Raw genomic sequence first — 16,775 nt, 5'->3', positions numbered from 1 at the left:
AGGCGGTCTGACCCGGCGGACAGACTGTTCCGCGCAATCCTGGAATGCTCAGGGCGGCGGCACTTCGAGCCGTTCGTCCGGAAACGGAATGACAGTCCCTGACGTCATGTCGCACCATTCGACTCGATTCATCACGGCATGCACGCCGGGGATGTTTTCCACCGCCACTCGCAGCGCATCGCGTTCTCGCGCATCGGTCACGATGCCCTGCAGGTGCACGACGCCATACTTGACGATCACGTTGATGTAACCCTTGTCGCCCCAAGGCGTGCCTTTCAATTCTTCGAGAACGCGCTGCCTCAGGTCCGCGTCCGTGGGACCCGGCCCTGAAAATCCGGAAGAGAAATGCATGAGCGCCTGCATCAGGTTCGCGCGCGTGATCATTCCCGCCAGGCGCCCGCTGTCCATTACCGGGACATGCTTGATGCGGTGTTCTTCCATCATCGAGACAACGGACTCCAGCGGCGCATCCTGGGGCACCGAGATCAACGGCGTGGACATGAGGTCGCGTACATGCCTGCTGTGGCTATGGACATACTCATCCGCCAGCGTGCCCGAGCCCGCCAGAAAGGCGATCCAGCGCGGACGCGTGCGCTCCGTTCCGGTTTCCGCGCGCCGCAGCAGGTCGCCTTCGGACAGCATTCCGAGTGGCTTCCCCACATGGTCGACAACCGGCACGCCGCTGATCCCTCTGCTCAGCATGAGTCGTACCGCCTCCTGGAGGGATGCATCGTGGCGAATGGTAATTACCGGTTGAGTCATGATATCGGATGCCTTCATCGTTCATCTCCTTGCCGCGGTGTAGTCCGGGAAGCCGGTGATGCGGATGAAGGCAGACTATTGCGAGGACATCCGGTCTTCCATGATTCAGGTCAAGCGAAATCCGTTCACCAGCATGTCCTTGGCGATTCCCGCCTTGAAGGATTGTGACCTATAGAAAAACCTCGGAAGGATGCCGCGTTGTACGATGGAACATGGTTACCGGCCACGCCGGCCCAAGCATTCTTTCCGCCATACATGAATTTCTTCCACGCAATCGAGAAATTCGGCATCACCTGATCTGAGTCAAACGCACTTCTTGGAGGTGTCATCGCCTGCGAATATCCTGAATGTGACTGTGGAACAGGAGGAATTCAGGCTTTATTCAAGTCGCGGGTCGGCTGATTTTGGCGGGACACCTTGTCCCTTGTTGATCATCACAAATCACAGGAGGTTCAAATGGCTGGCAATCTCATGCGCTTCGATCCCATCAACGAGATGATGCGCCTCGATCCCTTCCGGAACATTGACGACCTGTTCCGCGAATTCTCCGTCACGCCGTCCCTGCGCGGCCTTGAGCCCGAACCGCGCATACGTCTCGATGTCGAGGAGGCGGATGACGCCTACCTGGTGAAAGCGGATCTTCCGGGGATGAAGAAGGAAGATATCAAGATCGCAGTGGAAGGCAACCGGGTCAGCATTTCGGCGGAGTGCAAGCGTGAGAAGGAGGAGAAGAGCAACGGCAATGTCGTCCGCAGCGAGCGCTATTACGGGCACCAGCAACGCAGCTTTACATTGCCGCAGGATGTGGATGATGCAAAGGCGTCGGCGAGCTACAGCGACGGCGTTTTGAGCCTGTCGCTGCCGAAGAAGGCCGGTACCGAACGCAGGCAAATTGCAGTGAAGTAGGTCTTGCGCTTGTTCCACGAAATTGCAAGCGCCCTGTGCAGGGCGCTTGCGGCCGTATGGGCGTTGATTTCGCGCTGAGGTGAAAATGCGCCAAGATGCCGACCTTGCTCAACATGCGCTTGTCCAGGAGCTGGCCGCGGCATGGCAGCGTGGCGGCCTCGACGTTTCGTTCATCGAAACGCATATCTCGCGCGTTGTCCTGGCCGGCCCCTATGCCTATAAATTCAAGAAGCCGGTACGCTTTCCATTTCTGGACTTTACTCCCGTTGCCATGCGCCGCTTTTATTGCGAAGAAGAGTGCAGGCTGGGACGCCGCCTCGCGCCGGACCTTTATCTCGGCGTGATGGCGATCACCGGGACGACGCGTCATCCCGTCCTGGACGGCGCCGGCGCGGCGATCGAATTCGCGGTCAAGATGCAGCGTTTTCCCCAGGAGGCGCTGTGGACGGCCCGGATCGCAGATGGAGTGTTATCCAGGCAGGAGATAGACGCGCTGGCCGCGAAAGTTGCCCGCTTTCACGGCGCAGCTGACATCGCTGTGGCCGGCTCCCCCTGGGGCACTGCCGACGTTATCTTTGGCACGGCGGATGACACGTTCAAGGAACTCGACGCACTTCTCGACGATGGAACCTCGCGTGAACGGATGGGCGTCCTGCGAGGCTGGGATGCGAAGCAGCGCTCCCGGCTTGCCATGCACTTCGAGCGGCGCAAGCGGCAAGGGGCGGTGCGCGAGTGTCACGGCGACCTCCACTGCAGCAACATCCTGACCCTGGGCGGGAAAGTTGAAGTCTTTGACTCCATCGAGTTCAGCAGTGCGCTGCGCTGGATCGATGTCATGAATGATATTGCCTTTGCTTCGATGGACCTGAGGTTCCGTGGCGAGAAGACGCTTTCTGCAAGGTTGTTGAACAAGTACCTCGCGCAAACCGGCGACTACGACGGCCTCGCCGTTTTTGCGTACTACCAGGTTCATCACGCGCTGGTTCGCTGCAAGGTCGCCCTGCTGGCGGCATCGCAATTGTCAGGCGAGGGAAGGGCGGCGAGCATGGCGACCGCCGTACGGTATCTTGAATCGGCCATCGATATTGCGCGGCCGGAATGGCGCGCAATCGTTGTTACGCATGGCTTTTCAGGGTCAGGAAAATCGACGTTCGCAAGCGCATTTGCCGAGCGAAGCGGCGCAATCATGCTGCGTTCCGACATTGAAAGGAAGCGCTTGTACAACCGCAGCATGCAAGCGCGCCAGCCAGTCCCGGACAACGATCCTCTGTACAGCAGCATCGCCACACGACATACCTACGAACGCTTGCGGGATATCGCCCGCTATGTCATTGCGGAAGCACACCTCCCCGTTATCGTCGATGCCGCATTTCTGCGCGCGGAACAGAGGTCCATGTTTTCCGGACTGGCAAGGGAACTGGGCGTTCCATTCCTGATTGTCGATATCCACGCCAACGAAGCCGCGATGCGCGAGCGGCTGGAGAAGCGCTCGCGCGAGAATCAGGATCCCTCCGACGCCGACACGCATGTGCTGTTGCAGCAGATCAGGAGCGCGGAGCCACTGGGTGCCGAAGAGTCCGGATCTGTCTTTTCCGTCGACATGGACGGGCATCCGGACCAAGGCCAGCTGTCTGCGGCGTGCGATCTTGCTTTTCGCCGGTGTGTCAGCCGGATTGACCGGACACGCCCATAGTCATGCATCCGTCGCGATCAGGAAGGCGCAGGAGACCTTACTTGTCCTGCAGCGCCCGCAGCACATCGACATGCGCAATCACGATCGCAGGATCGTCATGCAGCGCGGCGAAGTAGCGCGACGAAAAGCCGGTCACGTTGCCTTCCTGGAGCGTCAGCAACTGTTCGACCGCGTCGTGCGCCGTCTTCAGGTCGCGCGCGGTCAACTGGTCGAGGTCGAGGATCTCGTCGATGTCGACCATCAGTTCGCTGAGCGCATGCAGCCAGTCGAAGTCCGGATGCCGCGTCAGCAGCTGGAGCAGCTGGCCGGAATCGACTGCGCCCCATTCCTTCTCGTACGCGCGGCGCGCAAGCTGCACCAGCGCCTGGTGCAGGCGGCGCAGCGACCGGGAAAGGTTGAGAAGCGCCTTGCGGGTGTCCACGGTGTCGATGACGGGATGGTGCAACGTATTCATGCCAACCTCCAGTAAAAAAATTACGGCAAATCGAACAGCAGTACCTCGGCAGCTTCGGCCTGGGCCAGCGTGACCAGGTCTTCGTTGCTGACCTTCAATGCATCGCCGGTCGACAACGCGACACCGTTGACGCTGACGCGTCCGCGGATGACATGCACATAGGCGCGGCGTCCCTCGGCGAGTTCATACTTCTGCGCATCGTCACCATTGAGGATGGATGCGTAGACCAAGGCGTCCTGGTGCACCTTGACCGAACCCTCACGGCCGTCCGGCGACACGATCAGGCGCAGCTGGCCGGTCTTCGACGGCGTGTCGAAATGCTTTTCCTCGTAGCTGGGTGCAATGTTCTGCACATTGGGCTGGATCCAGATCTGCAGGAAATGCACCGGTTCGGTCTTCGACGGGTTGTACTCGCTGTGCAGCACGCCGGTGCCGGCGCTCATCCGCTGGACATCGCCATAGCGCAGCACGGAGCCGTTGCCCATGCTGTCCTTGTGCTGCAGCGAACCGCTCAGCACATAGGAAACGATTTCCATGTTGCGGTGGCCGTGCGTATCGAATCCCGCACCAGCCTCGACCCGGTCGTCGTTGATCACGATCAGCGGGCCGAAGCCGGTGTGCTCCGGATCGTAATAGTGTCCGAACGAAAAACTGTGGTTCGATTGCAGCCAGCCAAAGTCGACGGCACCGCGTTCACCAGCCTTGCGAATCTGAAGCATGTTCAATCCTCCTGTAGTACGTTCGAAAATTTTGAAAGCATCTGCGCCGAGCGGGTTCAAAAATAACATCCCTCATACGCTGCCACAGGAGTTATTATGGGGACGAACCGCCGGAAACAAAAACGGAAAATTTGCCAATCTATGATCGAAATTTTCGAATGCTTAAGCTGAGCCTGGATGCGCTGGAAATCATCGATGCCATCGACCGCCGCGGCTCCTTCGCCGGTGCGGGGAAAGAGTTGTTCCGGGTGCCGTCGACCATTTCGTACACCGTCAACAAGCTGGAGGAGGACCTCGGGGTGCAGCTGTTCGAGCGCAATGGCCCGAAAGTCGCATTGACCGCTGCCGGCCGCGAGCTGCTCAAGGAAGGGCGGCACCTGCTCAAGGCGGCGAGTGACCTTGAATGCCGGGTGCGGCGCGTGTCTTCCGGCTGGGAAACGGAATTCGTGATCGGCGTCGATTCGCTCCTATCCCCCATCGGGCTGAACGAGGATATTGCCGAGTTCTACGCCTGCGCCGACCAGACGCGCCTGCGCATCACGCAGGAGTCACTGTCCGGGACCTGGGAAGCGTTGATCGACCGCCGGGTGGACCTGCTGGTCGGTGCAGCGGGGGAGGGACCTTCCGGCGGCGGGTATACGGCACTGCCGCTTGGACAGGTGCCGTTTGTCTTCACGGTCGCGCCCTCCCATCCGCTGGCAAAGCTATCCCGCGTATTGACCAAGGATGACTTGCATGCGCATCGCGCGATTTCGGTGGCGGATTCGGCGCGCCGGTTGCCCGTGCGTACGGTCGGACTTCTGTTCGGACAGGACGTGCTGACCGTGCCGGACATGCGAACCAAGTTCCAGTTCCAGGTGGCCGGCACCGGTTTCGGCTTCCTGCCGGAGCCCTGGGCACGCCACGGCATCGAAGCGGGCTTGCTGGTCGAAAAAAAGGTGGAGGAAGGCAAGCCGGCGGAAACGTTTTACCTGGCGTGGCGGACCGGCGAAGAGGGCGAGGCGCTGAAATGGTGGATCGATCGCATGCAAAAGAAACCGGCGCTGCAGCGGCTGTTGAACGTGTCCGTAGATACTTAAGCCCGGGGAAAACTTTTCCTGCGGCAATATTTTCTTTAATTCAGGTCAAGCAAATCAGGTCCGAAATTGTAAGTGCGTGGAAAAAGCCCGGACAAGATGCTGAAATTGCAGTCTTGGAAGTGTGCCCGGTATCGCCGCAGGAATATCTGCGGCAGGAGCGGGAGGTGAATCATGCAATGTGAAGAGTGTATAAGCATCCCCAGTTTCAATTACGAGGAGTGCGGACAGTGCCCGGAATTCCTGAACCTGCTGGCGCGGGACGGCAATCCGGATGCGAACAGGAAAGCCGAAGCAACCGGCCGTCATCCGCTGGCGCAACTGGTCGGCATGGCAATCGTGTCGGCCGGGGCACTGAGCGCCATTGCGGGCTTGCCGGAAGTGGCATTGGGTACGATCATTTTTGGCGCCGGCGTCCTGCTGGCGGAACTGGTGAACCGCGACTGGCCGGTCTGACGCCTTTTCCTACTTCCCCACCGGCTTCTTCCCCAACTTCCTCTGCAGCGTGCGCCGGTGCATGTTCAATGCCCGCGCGGTCGAAGAAATATTCCCCTGGTGCTCAGCCAACACCCGCTGGATGTGTTCCCATTCAAGCCGGTCGACGGTCAGCGGCGTCATTTCCTCCGCCCCCGGCAACGCCAGCTCCGCTCCGGTCTTGAACTGCAGCGCAGACAGGATGGAGTCGACATTCACCGGTTTGGCAAGGTAGTCGTCCGCGCCGAGCTTGATGGCCTGGACGGTCGTGGCGATGCTGGCGTAACCGGTCAGTACCAACAGGCGTGCGTGGGGCAGGGCGGCGCGCAAGGGTGCGATCCACTGCAGGCCGGAGTCTTCGGCGAGATGCAGGTCGATGGTCGCGTAATCGAACGCGGTGCGGGTCGCAGCCTGGAGTGCGTCGTCTCCGGTATGCGCCACCGTCGCTTCAAGACCCCTGCGCTCCAGTGAACGCGCGAGCGTGGCCGAGAATACGTCGTCGTCGTCGAGGATGAGAATCTTAGGCTTCATGCAGCGGCACCGTGAGGGTCGCCGTGGTGCCGGCGCCGGGTTCGGATGAAAGGACAATGCGTCCGCCCATCTGGCGGGCGGTGGCGAACGCGAGCGTCAAGCCGATTCCTTGCCCGCCCGACGTGCTGGTCACTTGCTCGCTGCCGAGGCGGGGAAGCAGTTCCGCGGAAATACCCGGCCCCTGATCGGCGATGCGAATAACGGCGAAGCGGGCCTCGACGGTCAGGTAGACACTGACGACAGAGTCGGCCTGCGACACGGCGTGTGCCGCATTGTCGAGCAGGATCAGCAGGACTTGACCAAGATCGTGGGCGTGGCGCACTTGCGCCCCTTCGGCCGCCACCGATAGTTTCAGTCGCGTCGCGGGGCAGCGTACCCGCCATTTCTCGATGAATTCCGCCAGCCAGCCTGCCACGTCGACAGGATCGTCCTGTGAGGCCGCATCCTCGCCGGCCTTGTCGCCCATGCGGTCGAGGGACGCCTTGCAGAGCGCGATCTGCGCTTCGATAGTCGCGATGTCTTCCTGGTAGGCGGCGAGCGCCGGATCCCGTGCAAAGTCATGCCGCAGGTCGCCGGCGATCAGCGCGATGGTCGACAGGGGCGTGCCCATTTCGTGGGCAGTGCGTGCAGCCTGCGTGCCCAGCGCGATCATCTGTTCGCTCTTCAAGTGTTGCTCGCGCGCCATTGCCAGCTGTGCATCCTTTTCACGCAACAGGCGCGAGCGGCGCCCGACGAACCAGGTGATCAGGGCGGCGGACAGCGCAAAGTTGATCCACATGCCCACCAGGTGATAGCTCATCGCCATCTCGTGATCCATGACATGGATGGGCACGTAGTTGGACATCATCGCCGAGTACGCGGCCAGCGAAACGATGGCCAGCACCAGCGCATGGCTCCACGGCAGGATGGCGGCGGCGACGGCGAGGGCGGGCAGGTAAAGCGACACGAAGGGGTTGGTTGCGCCGCCGGTCAGGTAGAGCAGCGCCGACAAGGCGGCGATATCGACCAGCAGCTGGAAAAACAGGCCGGTATCGCCTACCGGTTGCGGATTTTGCAGGCGCCGCCACGTCCAGCCGTTGAATGCCGCCAGCAGTGCCATGACCACAAGCACCGGTTCGACCTCCAGGTGCACCTCCAGCCACAACACAGCCATGGCCACGCCGATTGCCTCGAACGTGAGCGCAATCGCGCGCATCCACGCCAGCCGGCCGAGTGCCTCGTGCTGGGGCAAGGGCTTGAAGATCAAGGGAATTCGCATGTCTCGATTATATCGGCGCGGACAACAGTTTCCGTGCCGTACAGAGGGGGTGCGACATTATGTCGCATTACCGTGGCATGCAATCTTCTCTATCCTTTCCCAAAATGCCAACACGATAAAAGGAAGTCGAAGAATGATCCCGCGCTGCAAGCCGCTCTACGCAGCATTGCTCGGAGCACTGTCCGCCGGCGCATTTGCCCAGCAGTCCCATGAAGCCCCCGTCAAGACACTCGGTACGGTCACTGTGATCGGCGGTCAGCCGACATCCTTGCCAACCCAGATTCCGACCACGATCGAAGGCGTTACCGGCAAGCAGGTCGAAGTGACCGTTAACGCCACCGACAGCGAAGATGCGCTGAAATACCTGCCCAGCCTGCTGGTCCGCAAGCGCTATATCGGCGACTTCAACCACGCGGTTTTGTCCACGCGCGCGTCGGGCACCGGCAACAGCGCCCGCTCGATGGTGTTTGCCGACGGCATCCTGCTGTCGAATTTCCTCGGCAACGGGGCGACTTTCGCGCCGCGCTGGGGGCTGGTGACGCCGGAGGAAATCGAACGCGTCGATGTGCTGTACGGACCTTTTTCGGCGGCCTATCCGGGCAATTCCGTCGGCGCCGTGGTTGATTACGTGACGCGCATGCCCATCAGGTTCGAGGCACACGCCAAGCTGGGCTATTCGAGTCAGGACTTCGATCTCTACGGCACCAGCGAACGCGATTCCGCCAAGCAGGCGAGTGTGTCGGCCGGCAACCGTAGCGGCGCGTTTTCCTGGTGGTTCAACCTCAATCGCCTCGACAGCGCCGGCCAGCCGATGGTGATCGCCAACCGCCTGGTGTCCGACGGTGCTAACCCGGCTGCCGGCACGCCGGTGGTGACCGGCGCCATCGGCGCGAAAAACCACCAGGAACGCGACTGGTGGATCCTTGGTACCACGACGAAATATCACACGGTACAGGACCACGCGAAGCTCAAGCTGGCCTATGACTTTTCCCCCACCATTCGCGCCAGCTATACGCTCGGCCTGTGGCACAACAACACGACCGGCGGCGTCGAAAGCTACCTGCGCGATGCGGCCGGCAATCCTGTCTATGCCGGCGATGTGGTGATCGGTGACCGCCAGTACAAGCTGGATTCGCCCAGCCTCGCCTTTGCCCCGAGCCGCAATGATATCCAGCATGTGATGCACGGCCTGTCGGTCAAGACAAACACCAAGGGCATGTTCGACTGGGAAGTGGCGGCCAGCCTGTACGATTACCAGAAGGACATCGCGCGCGCACCGACCGCGGTGCTGCCGGCAGCCTTCAATGGCGGCGCGGGACGCATCACCGACATGGATGGCACCGGCTGGAATACCCTGAGCGTGCGCGGGACCTGGCGGCCGACAGGAAGCGCCAAGGGTGTCGGCGCGCATGTGGTCGACTTCGGCGTACAGCAGGAGGAATACAAGCTGCGTACGCTGGTCAGCAACACGGCCGACTGGATCAATGGCGATGCGGGCCTGCGATTTTCCGCATTCAACGGCAACGCGCAGCTGCGCAGCCTGTATGCGCAAGACACCTGGCAGTTCGCGCAGGACTGGAAAACCACCCTCGGCGGCCGCTATGAAATGTGGCGCGCCTGGGGCGGCGAACTCGGCAATGCCGCCCGCATTTTGCCCTTCGGCACCACGCGCGACGAAAATTTCATTTCGCCGAAAGCGGCGATCGCCTTCCAGGCCAGCCCGGACCTGGTGCTCAAGGCATCGACCGGACGCGCGGTACGCATGCCGACGGTCGGCGAGCTGTACCAGGGTTCGATCAGCGGCAACGAGATCATCAATACCGATCCCGACCTGAAGCCGGAAAAGTCCTGGACGACCGAACTCAGCGCCGAGCGCATGCTGCCCAATGGCATGGTCCGCGCCACGCTGTTCTTCGAGCGCACCCGCGACGCGCTGTATTCGCAGCCGCTGTCGGCCACGGTCAGTACCGTGCAGAACGTGGATAAGGTCCGTACCAACGGACTCGAACTGGCGTTCCTGGCATCGGATGTCGGCGTCACCGGGCTGGAACTCAACGGCAGCCTGACCTATGCGGATTCAGTCATCACCGCCAACAGCGGCAATCCGGCAAGCGTGGGCAAGCGCCAGCCGCGCGTGCCGAAGTGGCGCGCCACCGCGCTCGCCACCTACAAGCCTGATGCCAACTGGGCGTATTCGCTCGGTGCACGCTATAGTGGCACCCAGTACGGCCAGCTCGACAACAGCGACACCAACGGCTTCAGCTACCTGGGCTTCAGCAAGTATTTCGTGACCGATGTCCGGGTGCGCTACCAGATCGCCAGGCAATGGTCAGCGGCATTCGGCATCGATAACCTGAACAATTACAAGTACTGGGCATTCCATCCGTATCCGCAGCGTACCTACGTCGCGGAACTGAAGTTCGACATGTGAGCGGCCATGCATTCCACACGACATTTCCTGACTCGGATCGGCGCTGTTCTTGGTGTGATTACGCTATTCGCCGTAACACCGGCGACCTTTGCCCAAGGCAAGCATGTCCATGACAGCAAGACCGCATCGCGCGACCTGGGAACGGGAGCGGCGTTCGACAAGGATGGACGGTTGTGGGTGGTCACGAAGGAAACCGACAGCGCCGGGCAATATGTCGTGCTCCGCAGCTCGCCGGACATGGGCATAACCTGGACCGACGCTGCACGCATACAGAAAGCGCCCGAGCCTGTCGCTGCCAGCGGCGAAGCGCGGCCGCATATCGCCATTGGCGGCAAGGGCGAAATCTACATCAGCTATACCAGCACGGTCGCTAGGCCGCACATCGGCAACATCCGTTTCGTGCGCTCGCTCGACGGCGGAAAGACCTTCTCCGAGCCGGTTACCGTGCATGCAAACCGCGACCACACCGTGCACAGCTTCGAGTCGATGATCGTGGACAAGGACGGCCGCATCACAATTGCGTGGATTGATGGCCGCGACGCGCTGCAGGCAAAACAGCGCAATGAAAAGTACACCGGATCCGCGTTGTACTACGCGGTGTCGCACGACCGCGGAGAAAGCTTCACCGGCGATTACAAGGTCGCCGACCATACCTGCGAATGCTGCCGCATCGGCTTGTCACTCAACCCGGAAGGCGTACCGGTTGCCGTCTGGCGCCATGTCTTCGCGCCCAATATCCGAGACCACGCGCTCGCCGAACTCGGCGTCAGGGGCGTCGCCTCGGAAATCACCCGCGTGACCTTCGACGACTGGCGCGTCGATGCCTGCCCCCACCACGGCCCGTCGGTCGCTTATGGCAATGACGGCAAGCGGCACCAGGTGTGGTTCAACGGCATAGAAGGGGATATGAGCGGCTCCCTCTATGGCGCGGGCGGCGGCAAGCCGGAACTGCTCGGCAATGGCGGCCAGACCTCCCACCCGGACATCCTTGCGCGCGGCAAGCAGGTCGCCATCGCGTGGAAGGAATTCGACGGCAAATCGACCGCGGTCTTTACGAGACTGTCGGACGACGGCGGCAGCACGTGGACGCAAATGGAAGCGGCGCGCACGACGGCCAACTCAGACAGTCCTTACCTCATCGATTCCCCCGGTGGCATCGTTCTCGTCTGGCGCACGCAAGAAGAAGGGATACGCGTCATTCCGTTGTGGAAGGAAAAGGCATGAAACGGGCAATCCTTGCAGCAGTTGCCGCGCTGCTCTGGCATCTCGGAACGGCGCAGGCGTCGGATTCCATCAGCGCCTTCGGCCCGGATTCGTTCAGGGAGATCGTGGCGAGCAGGCAGGGCAAGCCTTTTGTCGTGCTGGTCTGGTCGCTCGACTGCGCGTATTGCGGGCCGAGCTTCGAGGCATTGGCCGAGGCAAAGCGGAAGCATGGACTGGACGTGGTGACTATCGCGACCGACCCGGCAGGCGATGCGGAAACGGCGAAGCTGATCGGCAAGAAGCTGTCCGCGCACGGCCTCGCGGGTAAAGCCTGGGCCTTTGGCCCGGCGCCGGAAGAGCAGTTGCGCTACGCGATCGATCCGAAATGGCGTGGCGAGCTGCCGCGTTCATACTGGTTTGGCAGGGACGGCAAGGTTGTTGCGCATTCAGGGCTCGTGACCAGAGAGCTCGCGGCGGAACATGCAGGTTCTTTTGCAGCGGAAGGCCGCCGATCTTCGGCTGCGAAAGTTCGCGCGGTGCACTAACGATAAACGGCCCGGCACGCAACAGGAATTCAAACCGTTGCGGCGAAGTGAGTGACATCGGCATTGCAGTCCGAGGAATTATCATCCTTGAAGGCAAAGATGGCCATCAACAGCAACTGACCGAAGTCATGAAGCAGGTTGGTCGGCGCGGCCGGGCAGACGATGCAGGAAATCGTCGAGAGCGTGAGGCGCGTCACCGACATCATGGCCGAGATCACCGCCGTGAGCCACATAGCAGGAAGGCACTCTCATCTTTCACGCCGGCAAGGCGTATCCCGCGTGAGCTGAAGAAGATCGCCGCAACCGCCGGATCCGCAATAGCGGTAATGAACCTTGCCGCTCTTCATGCAGTCATATCTTCATTGCAGCATCCGTGCTGGAAACGTCATGAGAGTGGCATGGATCAAAAATCGAGGAAAGGGCGCGCCGGCAGTGCCCGCTCAGGGTCCGTATCCGGGCAGGATGCGGGCTTGACGCTTGCCACTTCCCCTTTAGCAAGTTCCACTGAACCGATTGCATGGCAGCAATGCTTTGCGGCCTTGCTGGATTTTGTCCCTGACGCCATGCTGGTCACGGGACCGGACGGCAAGATCGTGCTGGTGAATGAGCTGGCCGAAAAAATGTTCGGTTATACGCGCGACCGCCTTCTCGGCATGTCGGTCGAACAGTTGATACCGGAGCGATTCCACGCACGCCACACTGCGCAGCGCCACCAATTTTTGTGCCGGCCCGAACTGCGCACTTCTGCCGGCACCAAGGCTGTGCTGCCGGCATTGCGGGCAGACGGCTCGGAATTCCCCGCCGAGATCAACCTGAAGCCGGTCGACACCGGCAGCGTCCTGCTTGTCGCCGCCTCGATACGCGACATGACGCTGCGGCATCGCGAGGAAGAACAGCTGCGGGCGCTATCGATCGAACTCGAGCGGCTTGTTGCCGCGCGCACAGACGATCTCGAGCAGGCCAACAGGGATTTCCGGGCGACATTCGAGCGGGCATCGGTCGGCATTGCCCACATCGGGCCGGATGGCCGCTTGCTGCGGGTCAACGAAACCTTGTGCGATATTGTCGGCTATGGCAAGGACGAGTTGCTTTCGCTGACCTTCCAGGACATCACCCATCCCGACGACATCGATGCCGACCTGGCGCTGATGCACCGCGTGCTGGCCGGCGAAATGTCGTCATACGCGATCGACAAGCGCTTCCTGCACAGGAGCGGCGAGGTGGTATGGAGCACGCTGAGCGTCTCCCTGGTGCGCGACAGCCAGGGCGTACCCCAATACTTCATCTCGATCGTGAAATCGATCGATGACAGGAAGCGGGCGGAGGCCGAGCTTCAGAAGAACAAGGAAAGCCTCGAGCGCGCCATCAATGCGACCGGGCTCGGCATGTTCGATTTTTATCCGCAAACCGGGCGCGCGGAGTGGAATACGGAAATGAAGCGCCATTTCGGGCTCTCGGCCAACGCCGCGACCGGCTACGATGTGTTTGTCGCGGGGCTGCACCCCGACGATCGTGCCCGAATCGAAAAGATCGTGCGCGAGGTGATGCGCCCCGGCGCATCCGGGCACTACCAGACCGAATACCGGACGGTCGGGATTGAAGACGGGGTGGAACGGTGGATCGAAGCAAGGGGCAGGGTGTATTTCGACGGCAAGGGCATGCCGGTCAGGTTCATCGGAACAACGCTGGATATCACCGCACAGAAGCGGGTGGAAGAAGCGCTGCGGGCCCGCGAACGGCAATTGCAGCTGATCGTCGAAGCCAATCCGATCGGCGTCGCGCGGGGCACGATAGACGGCCGCGTGCTGGAAGCGAACGCGGCATACTTGCGCATCCTCGGTGCGAACAGCGAAGATGTCGCAGCCGGACGGCTGCGCTGGGATGTGCAGACAACTGCGGAGCACAGCATGTCCGATGCCAAGGCCATAGCGGACGCGCAGGCTTATGGCGTATCCGGACTCTATGAAAAAGAGCTGCTTCGCTGCGACGGCACGCGGGTGCCGGTGCTGATCACCTGCGCGGTCATCGACCAGAGCAGGGACCTCGTCGCATTCGTGCTCGATATCAGTGAACGGAAGCGCGCGGAAGAGCGTATCCGGCAGACCTCGCTGCATGACCCGCTGACCGGCCTGCCGAACCGCGGATTGCTGTTCGAATGCGCGGCACGCATTTTCAGCGGCGTCCGGCGCGCGCATAAGCACACCGCCGTCCTCTACTTCGACCTCGACCGCTTCAAGCCGATCAACGACAACTATGGCCACCAGGTCGGCGACGAAGTGCTGAAGCAGGTTGCCAAGCGGTTGACGGAAACGATACGCGGCGCCGACAGCGTCTTCCGCCTCGGCGGCGACGAATTCCTCATCCTGCTGTCGGAAATCCACGATGACGCGCAGGCCGGCGATGTGGCCCGACACCTGCTGTGGGAGATCAGCCGCGCATACTATGTACACGGCCTGGAACTGACGCTTTCCACCTCGATCGGCATCAGTGTGTATCCGCGGGACGGCCAGGACCTGGAGACGCTGATGAGCCATGCCGATGCGGCGCTGTACCGGGCCAAGCAGGTGGGCCGCAACGGCGTGCAATTCTATTCGGAAGAGCTGGCGGCCAAGGCTAGGCAGCAATCGCGGATCGAAGAACAACTGAAGTCCGCGTTGAGCCGCAGCGATTTCGAACTGCATTACCAGCCGGTCGTCGACATGCACACCGCACAGCTGACCGGCGTGGAAGCACTGTTGCGGTGGCCGAACAGCCACGTCGGCCCGGATCTCTTCGTGCCGATTGCGGAGGCGACCGGCCAGATCGCGCGGCTCGGGGAATGGGTGATCTGCGAGGCGTGCCGGCAGCACAAGGAATGGTGCGAACGGGGCTTGCCGCCGATTCCGATCGCCGTGAATGTATCGGCCGTGCAGTTCCGGCATGATGACTTTGCCGAGCAGTTCGCCAGCCTGCTCGAGGATGAGGAAGTCGGGATGGGTGCGCTGCAGGTCGAGCTGACGGAAACCGCGCTGATGGAAAACCTGGACCGCGCCATCGATGTCCTGCGCCGGCTGCAGGAGATGGGCATCAAGATTTCGCTGGACGACTTCGGCACCGGGTATTCCAGCCTGAACTACCTGTCCCGCCTGCCAATCAACAAGATCAAGGTCGACAAGTCGTTCGTGCAGCGCATCGAGCATGACTCCGCAAGCCGGGCCATTACCGAGGCGGTGATTGCGCTGGGACGCACGCTCAAGCTCGAAGTCATCGCCGAGGGCATCGAATCGGAAAGCGCGCTCAGCTACCTGCGCAGCCACGGCTGCAGCCACGCGCAGGGCTATCACGTGTGCAAGCCGCTGTCCGGCGAAGTGTTCGAGGAGTGGTACCGGGCGCGCGAAGGAAAGGCTTGCCTGCCCGGTGCGGCTGTCTTCGTTTCATGAGCCTTGAATAGATTCGTAGGGTGCGCCCTGCGCACCGATACGCGGCCCCCTACTGTCCGGCAGCCAGCTGCTCACGCGCTACCAGCGACGGAAACAGTTTCATCCACGCCGCGACAATCAGCAGTGTGCCGGCGCCGCCGATCAGCACCGCTGTCACTGCGCCGAACCATGCGGCGGTCAAGCCGGACTCGAATTCGCCGAGCTGGTTGGACGCCCCGATGAAGATCGAGTTGACCGCGCTGACCCGGCCGCGCATTTCGTCCGGCGTGTCGAGCTGTACCAGCGATTGCCGGATCACCACGCTCACCATGTCGAAGGCGCCGGTCAGCGCCAGCGCCGCGAGCGAAACCCAGAACGACGCCGACAACGCGAAGACCAGCGTCGCCACGCCGTACAGTGCCACCGCGCCGAACATCACCTTACCCGCCTTGCGATGGATCGGATGCCGCGCGAGGTACAGCGATACCAGCAGCGCACCGGCCGCCGGCGCGGAGCGCAGCACGCCCAGGCCCCAGGGACCGACATGGAGGATGTCGCGGGCGAAGATCGGCAGCAGCGCGGTTGCGCCGCCGAGCAGCACCGCGAACAGGTCGAGCGAAATCGCGCCGAGCACTTCCTTGCGCCGCCAGATGAAGCCGATGCCTGCGAACAGCGTCTGCAGGCTCACCGGCTCGCGCGGGGCGGGCGCGCGCTCTAGATGGATGAGGAGCACGGCAACGATCGCCAGCAGGAACAGGATTGCGGTCACGCCGTACACCACTTTGGCTCCGCCGACGTACAGGAAGCCGCCGGCCGCCGGGCCGATGATGATGGCGAATTGGGTGCCGGCGGAACTCAGTGCCAGCGCGCGCGGCAATTCAAAGGGCGGCACCAGCAAGGGGCCCAGCGCCTGCTGGGTTGGCATCTGGAACGCCTTGGCGGTGCCAAGCGCGACCGAAGCCAGCAGGATGAAGTCACGGTTCAGCCAGCCGCCGAACGTGCCGGCAAGGAGCAGCGCGCTGACCAGCAGCTGCCCGGCGAGACAGGCGGCCAGCACCCGGCGCCGGTCGTAGCGGTCCGCCGCCTGGCCGGTGACGAGTACCAGCGCCAGTGCCGGCAGGAATTGCGCCAGCCCCACCATGCCGAGGTCGTAGGCGTTGTTCGTGAGGTCGTACATCTGCCAGGCAACAACCACCATCATCATCTGGTTGGCCATGGTGGTCGCGACGCGGCTCAGGAAGAAATTGCGGAAGGCCGGGTAATCGGCCAGGGGGCTGCTCATGGGTTGTCTTTATGAATGGTCCTGCCCCTGTATTTTCGCGGAT

Annotated in this window: 15 protein-coding genes; 8 read left to right on the top strand and 7 right to left on the bottom strand. The window is 61.9% G+C overall.

Features of this window, described 5'->3' with window-relative positions; genetic code table 11:
* Window positions 1–48 precede the first annotated feature (48 nt).
* Window positions 49–780 (bottom strand): CBS domain-containing protein, encoded by a 732-nt coding sequence (locus tag AYR66_RS15325; RefSeq protein WP_088708217.1) that lies wholly within the window; start codon window positions 778–780, stop codon window positions 49–51.
* A gap of 438 nt (window positions 781–1,218) precedes the next feature.
* Between AYR66_RS15325 and AYR66_RS15320 the strand changes: the two genes are divergently transcribed.
* Both AYR66_RS15320 and AYR66_RS15315 read left to right on the top strand, forming a co-directional pair.
* Entirely contained in the window at window positions 1,219–1,668 is a 450-nt protein-coding gene (locus AYR66_RS15320) for an Hsp20/alpha crystallin family protein (RefSeq protein ID WP_088708216.1), read from the top strand.
* An 85-nt stretch (window positions 1,669–1,753) separates the two neighbouring features.
* Window positions 1,754–3,361, top strand: coding sequence for a bifunctional aminoglycoside phosphotransferase/ATP-binding protein (locus tag AYR66_RS15315; RefSeq protein WP_088708215.1), 1,608 nt, complete (start codon window positions 1,754–1,756; stop codon window positions 3,359–3,361).
* Between the two features lie 37 nt (window positions 3,362–3,398).
* On the opposite strand, the gene AYR66_RS15310 is transcribed toward AYR66_RS15315, so the two are convergent.
* Together AYR66_RS15310 and AYR66_RS15305 are read right to left on the bottom strand one after the other, a co-directional pair.
* Window positions 3,399–3,815, bottom strand: coding sequence for a hypothetical protein (locus tag AYR66_RS15310; RefSeq protein ID WP_088708214.1), 417 nt, complete (start codon window positions 3,813–3,815; stop codon window positions 3,399–3,401).
* Window positions 3,816–3,835: 20 nt separating this feature from the next.
* A complete protein-coding gene (locus AYR66_RS15305) occupies window positions 3,836–4,534 on the bottom strand; it encodes a pirin family protein (RefSeq protein ID WP_088708213.1) in 699 nt (232 codons plus the stop codon).
* A gap of 158 nt (window positions 4,535–4,692) precedes the next feature.
* Here AYR66_RS15305 and AYR66_RS15300 point away from each other — a divergent pair, with 158 nt between their 5' ends.
* Both AYR66_RS15300 and AYR66_RS15295 read left to right on the top strand, forming a co-directional pair.
* Window positions 4,693–5,613, top strand: a complete 921-nt coding sequence (locus tag AYR66_RS15300; RefSeq protein WP_088708212.1) for a LysR substrate-binding domain-containing protein — start codon at window positions 4,693–4,695, stop codon at window positions 5,611–5,613.
* Between the two features lie 171 nt (window positions 5,614–5,784).
* Window positions 5,785–6,066 carry a hypothetical protein gene (locus AYR66_RS15295; RefSeq protein ID WP_088708211.1) on the top strand — a complete coding sequence of 94 codons (282 nt, stop codon included), beginning with the start codon at window positions 5,785–5,787 and terminating at the stop codon, window positions 6,064–6,066.
* A gap of 9 nt (window positions 6,067–6,075) precedes the next feature.
* Here AYR66_RS15295 and AYR66_RS15290 read toward each other — a convergent pair whose 3' ends face one another.
* Both AYR66_RS15290 and AYR66_RS15285 read right to left on the bottom strand, forming a co-directional pair.
* Window positions 6,076–6,615: a response regulator transcription factor gene (locus AYR66_RS15290; RefSeq protein ID WP_088708210.1), complete on the bottom strand. Its 540-nt coding sequence runs from the start codon at window positions 6,613–6,615 to the stop codon at window positions 6,076–6,078.
* A complete protein-coding gene (locus AYR66_RS15285; protein ID WP_088708209.1) occupies window positions 6,605–7,873 on the bottom strand; it encodes an ATP-binding protein in 1,269 nt (422 codons plus the stop codon). Before AYR66_RS15285 ends, AYR66_RS15290 begins: the two co-directional genes overlap by 11 nt.
* A 133-nt stretch (window positions 7,874–8,006) precedes the next feature.
* On the opposite strand from AYR66_RS15285, the gene AYR66_RS15280 reads away from it, so the two are divergent.
* The 3 genes from AYR66_RS15280 to AYR66_RS15270 are packed head-to-tail and all read left to right on the top strand — an operon-like array spanning window position 8,007 to window position 12,052.
* Window positions 8,007–10,304: a TonB-dependent receptor gene (locus tag AYR66_RS15280; protein WP_088708208.1), complete on the top strand. Its 2,298-nt coding sequence runs from the start codon at window positions 8,007–8,009 to the stop codon at window positions 10,302–10,304.
* Between the two features lie 6 nt (window positions 10,305–10,310).
* Window positions 10,311–11,528, top strand: coding sequence for a sialidase family protein (locus tag AYR66_RS15275; RefSeq protein WP_088708207.1), 1,218 nt, complete (start codon window positions 10,311–10,313; stop codon window positions 11,526–11,528).
* A complete protein-coding gene (locus tag AYR66_RS15270) occupies window positions 11,525–12,052 on the top strand; it encodes a thioredoxin domain-containing protein (protein WP_088708206.1) in 528 nt (175 codons plus the stop codon). Before AYR66_RS15275 ends, AYR66_RS15270 begins: the two co-directional genes overlap by 4 nt.
* A 29-nt stretch (window positions 12,053–12,081) precedes the next feature.
* Here the strand turns inward: AYR66_RS15270 and AYR66_RS28925 are convergent, their stop codons facing one another.
* Window positions 12,082–12,285, bottom strand: coding sequence for a hypothetical protein (locus AYR66_RS28925; RefSeq protein ID WP_170942161.1), 204 nt, complete (start codon window positions 12,283–12,285; stop codon window positions 12,082–12,084).
* A 165-nt stretch (window positions 12,286–12,450) separates the two neighbouring features.
* Here AYR66_RS28925 and AYR66_RS15265 point away from each other — a divergent pair, with 165 nt between their 5' ends.
* A complete protein-coding gene (locus AYR66_RS15265) occupies window positions 12,451–15,471 on the top strand; it encodes a sensor domain-containing protein (protein WP_170942160.1) in 3,021 nt (1,006 codons plus the stop codon).
* A gap of 49 nt (window positions 15,472–15,520) precedes the next feature.
* Here AYR66_RS15265 and AYR66_RS15260 read toward each other — a convergent pair whose 3' ends face one another.
* Window positions 15,521–16,732: an MFS transporter gene (locus AYR66_RS15260; protein ID WP_088708204.1), complete on the bottom strand. Its 1,212-nt coding sequence runs from the start codon at window positions 16,730–16,732 to the stop codon at window positions 15,521–15,523.
* Window positions 16,733–16,775 lie beyond the last annotated feature (43 nt).

The sequence above is a fragment of the Noviherbaspirillum denitrificans genome, from assembly GCF_002211445.1.
Classification (GTDB): domain Bacteria; phylum Pseudomonadota; class Gammaproteobacteria; order Burkholderiales; family Burkholderiaceae_D; genus Noviherbaspirillum; species Noviherbaspirillum denitrificans.
Note: the sequence above shows the minus strand (reverse complement) of the source record. Positions and strands in the feature narration are given on the sequence as shown.

Coding starts and splice junctions, on each gene's coding strand:
- AYR66_RS15285 (WP_088708209.1), bottom strand. CDS start 7,873: ATGCGAATTCCCTTGATCTTCAAGCCCTTGCCCCAGCACGAGGCACTC.
- AYR66_RS28925 (WP_170942161.1), bottom strand. CDS start 12,285: ATGTGGCTCACGGCGGTGATCTCGGCCATGATGTCGGTGACGCGCCTC.
- AYR66_RS15295 (WP_088708211.1), top strand. CDS start 5,785: ATGCAATGTGAAGAGTGTATAAGCATCCCCAGTTTCAATTACGAGGAG.
- AYR66_RS15310 (WP_088708214.1), bottom strand. CDS start 3,815: ATGAATACGTTGCACCATCCCGTCATCGACACCGTGGACACCCGCAAG.
- AYR66_RS15325 (WP_088708217.1), bottom strand. CDS start 780: ATGAAGGCATCCGATATCATGACTCAACCGGTAATTACCATTCGCCAC.
- AYR66_RS15300 (WP_088708212.1), top strand. CDS start 4,693: ATGCTTAAGCTGAGCCTGGATGCGCTGGAAATCATCGATGCCATCGAC.
- AYR66_RS15265 (WP_170942160.1), top strand. CDS start 12,451: ATGGATCAAAAATCGAGGAAAGGGCGCGCCGGCAGTGCCCGCTCAGGG.
- AYR66_RS15305 (WP_088708213.1), bottom strand. CDS start 4,534: ATGCTTCAGATTCGCAAGGCTGGTGAACGCGGTGCCGTCGACTTTGGC.
- AYR66_RS15275 (WP_088708207.1), top strand. CDS start 10,311: ATGCATTCCACACGACATTTCCTGACTCGGATCGGCGCTGTTCTTGGT.
- AYR66_RS15280 (WP_088708208.1), top strand. CDS start 8,007: ATGATCCCGCGCTGCAAGCCGCTCTACGCAGCATTGCTCGGAGCACTG.
- AYR66_RS15290 (WP_088708210.1), bottom strand. CDS start 6,615: ATGAAGCCTAAGATTCTCATCCTCGACGACGACGACGTATTCTCGGCC.
- AYR66_RS15270 (WP_088708206.1), top strand. CDS start 11,525: ATGAAACGGGCAATCCTTGCAGCAGTTGCCGCGCTGCTCTGGCATCTC.
- AYR66_RS15315 (WP_088708215.1), top strand. CDS start 1,754: ATGCGCCAAGATGCCGACCTTGCTCAACATGCGCTTGTCCAGGAGCTG.
- AYR66_RS15320 (WP_088708216.1), top strand. CDS start 1,219: ATGGCTGGCAATCTCATGCGCTTCGATCCCATCAACGAGATGATGCGC.
- AYR66_RS15260 (WP_088708204.1), bottom strand. CDS start 16,732: ATGAGCAGCCCCCTGGCCGATTACCCGGCCTTCCGCAATTTCTTCCTG.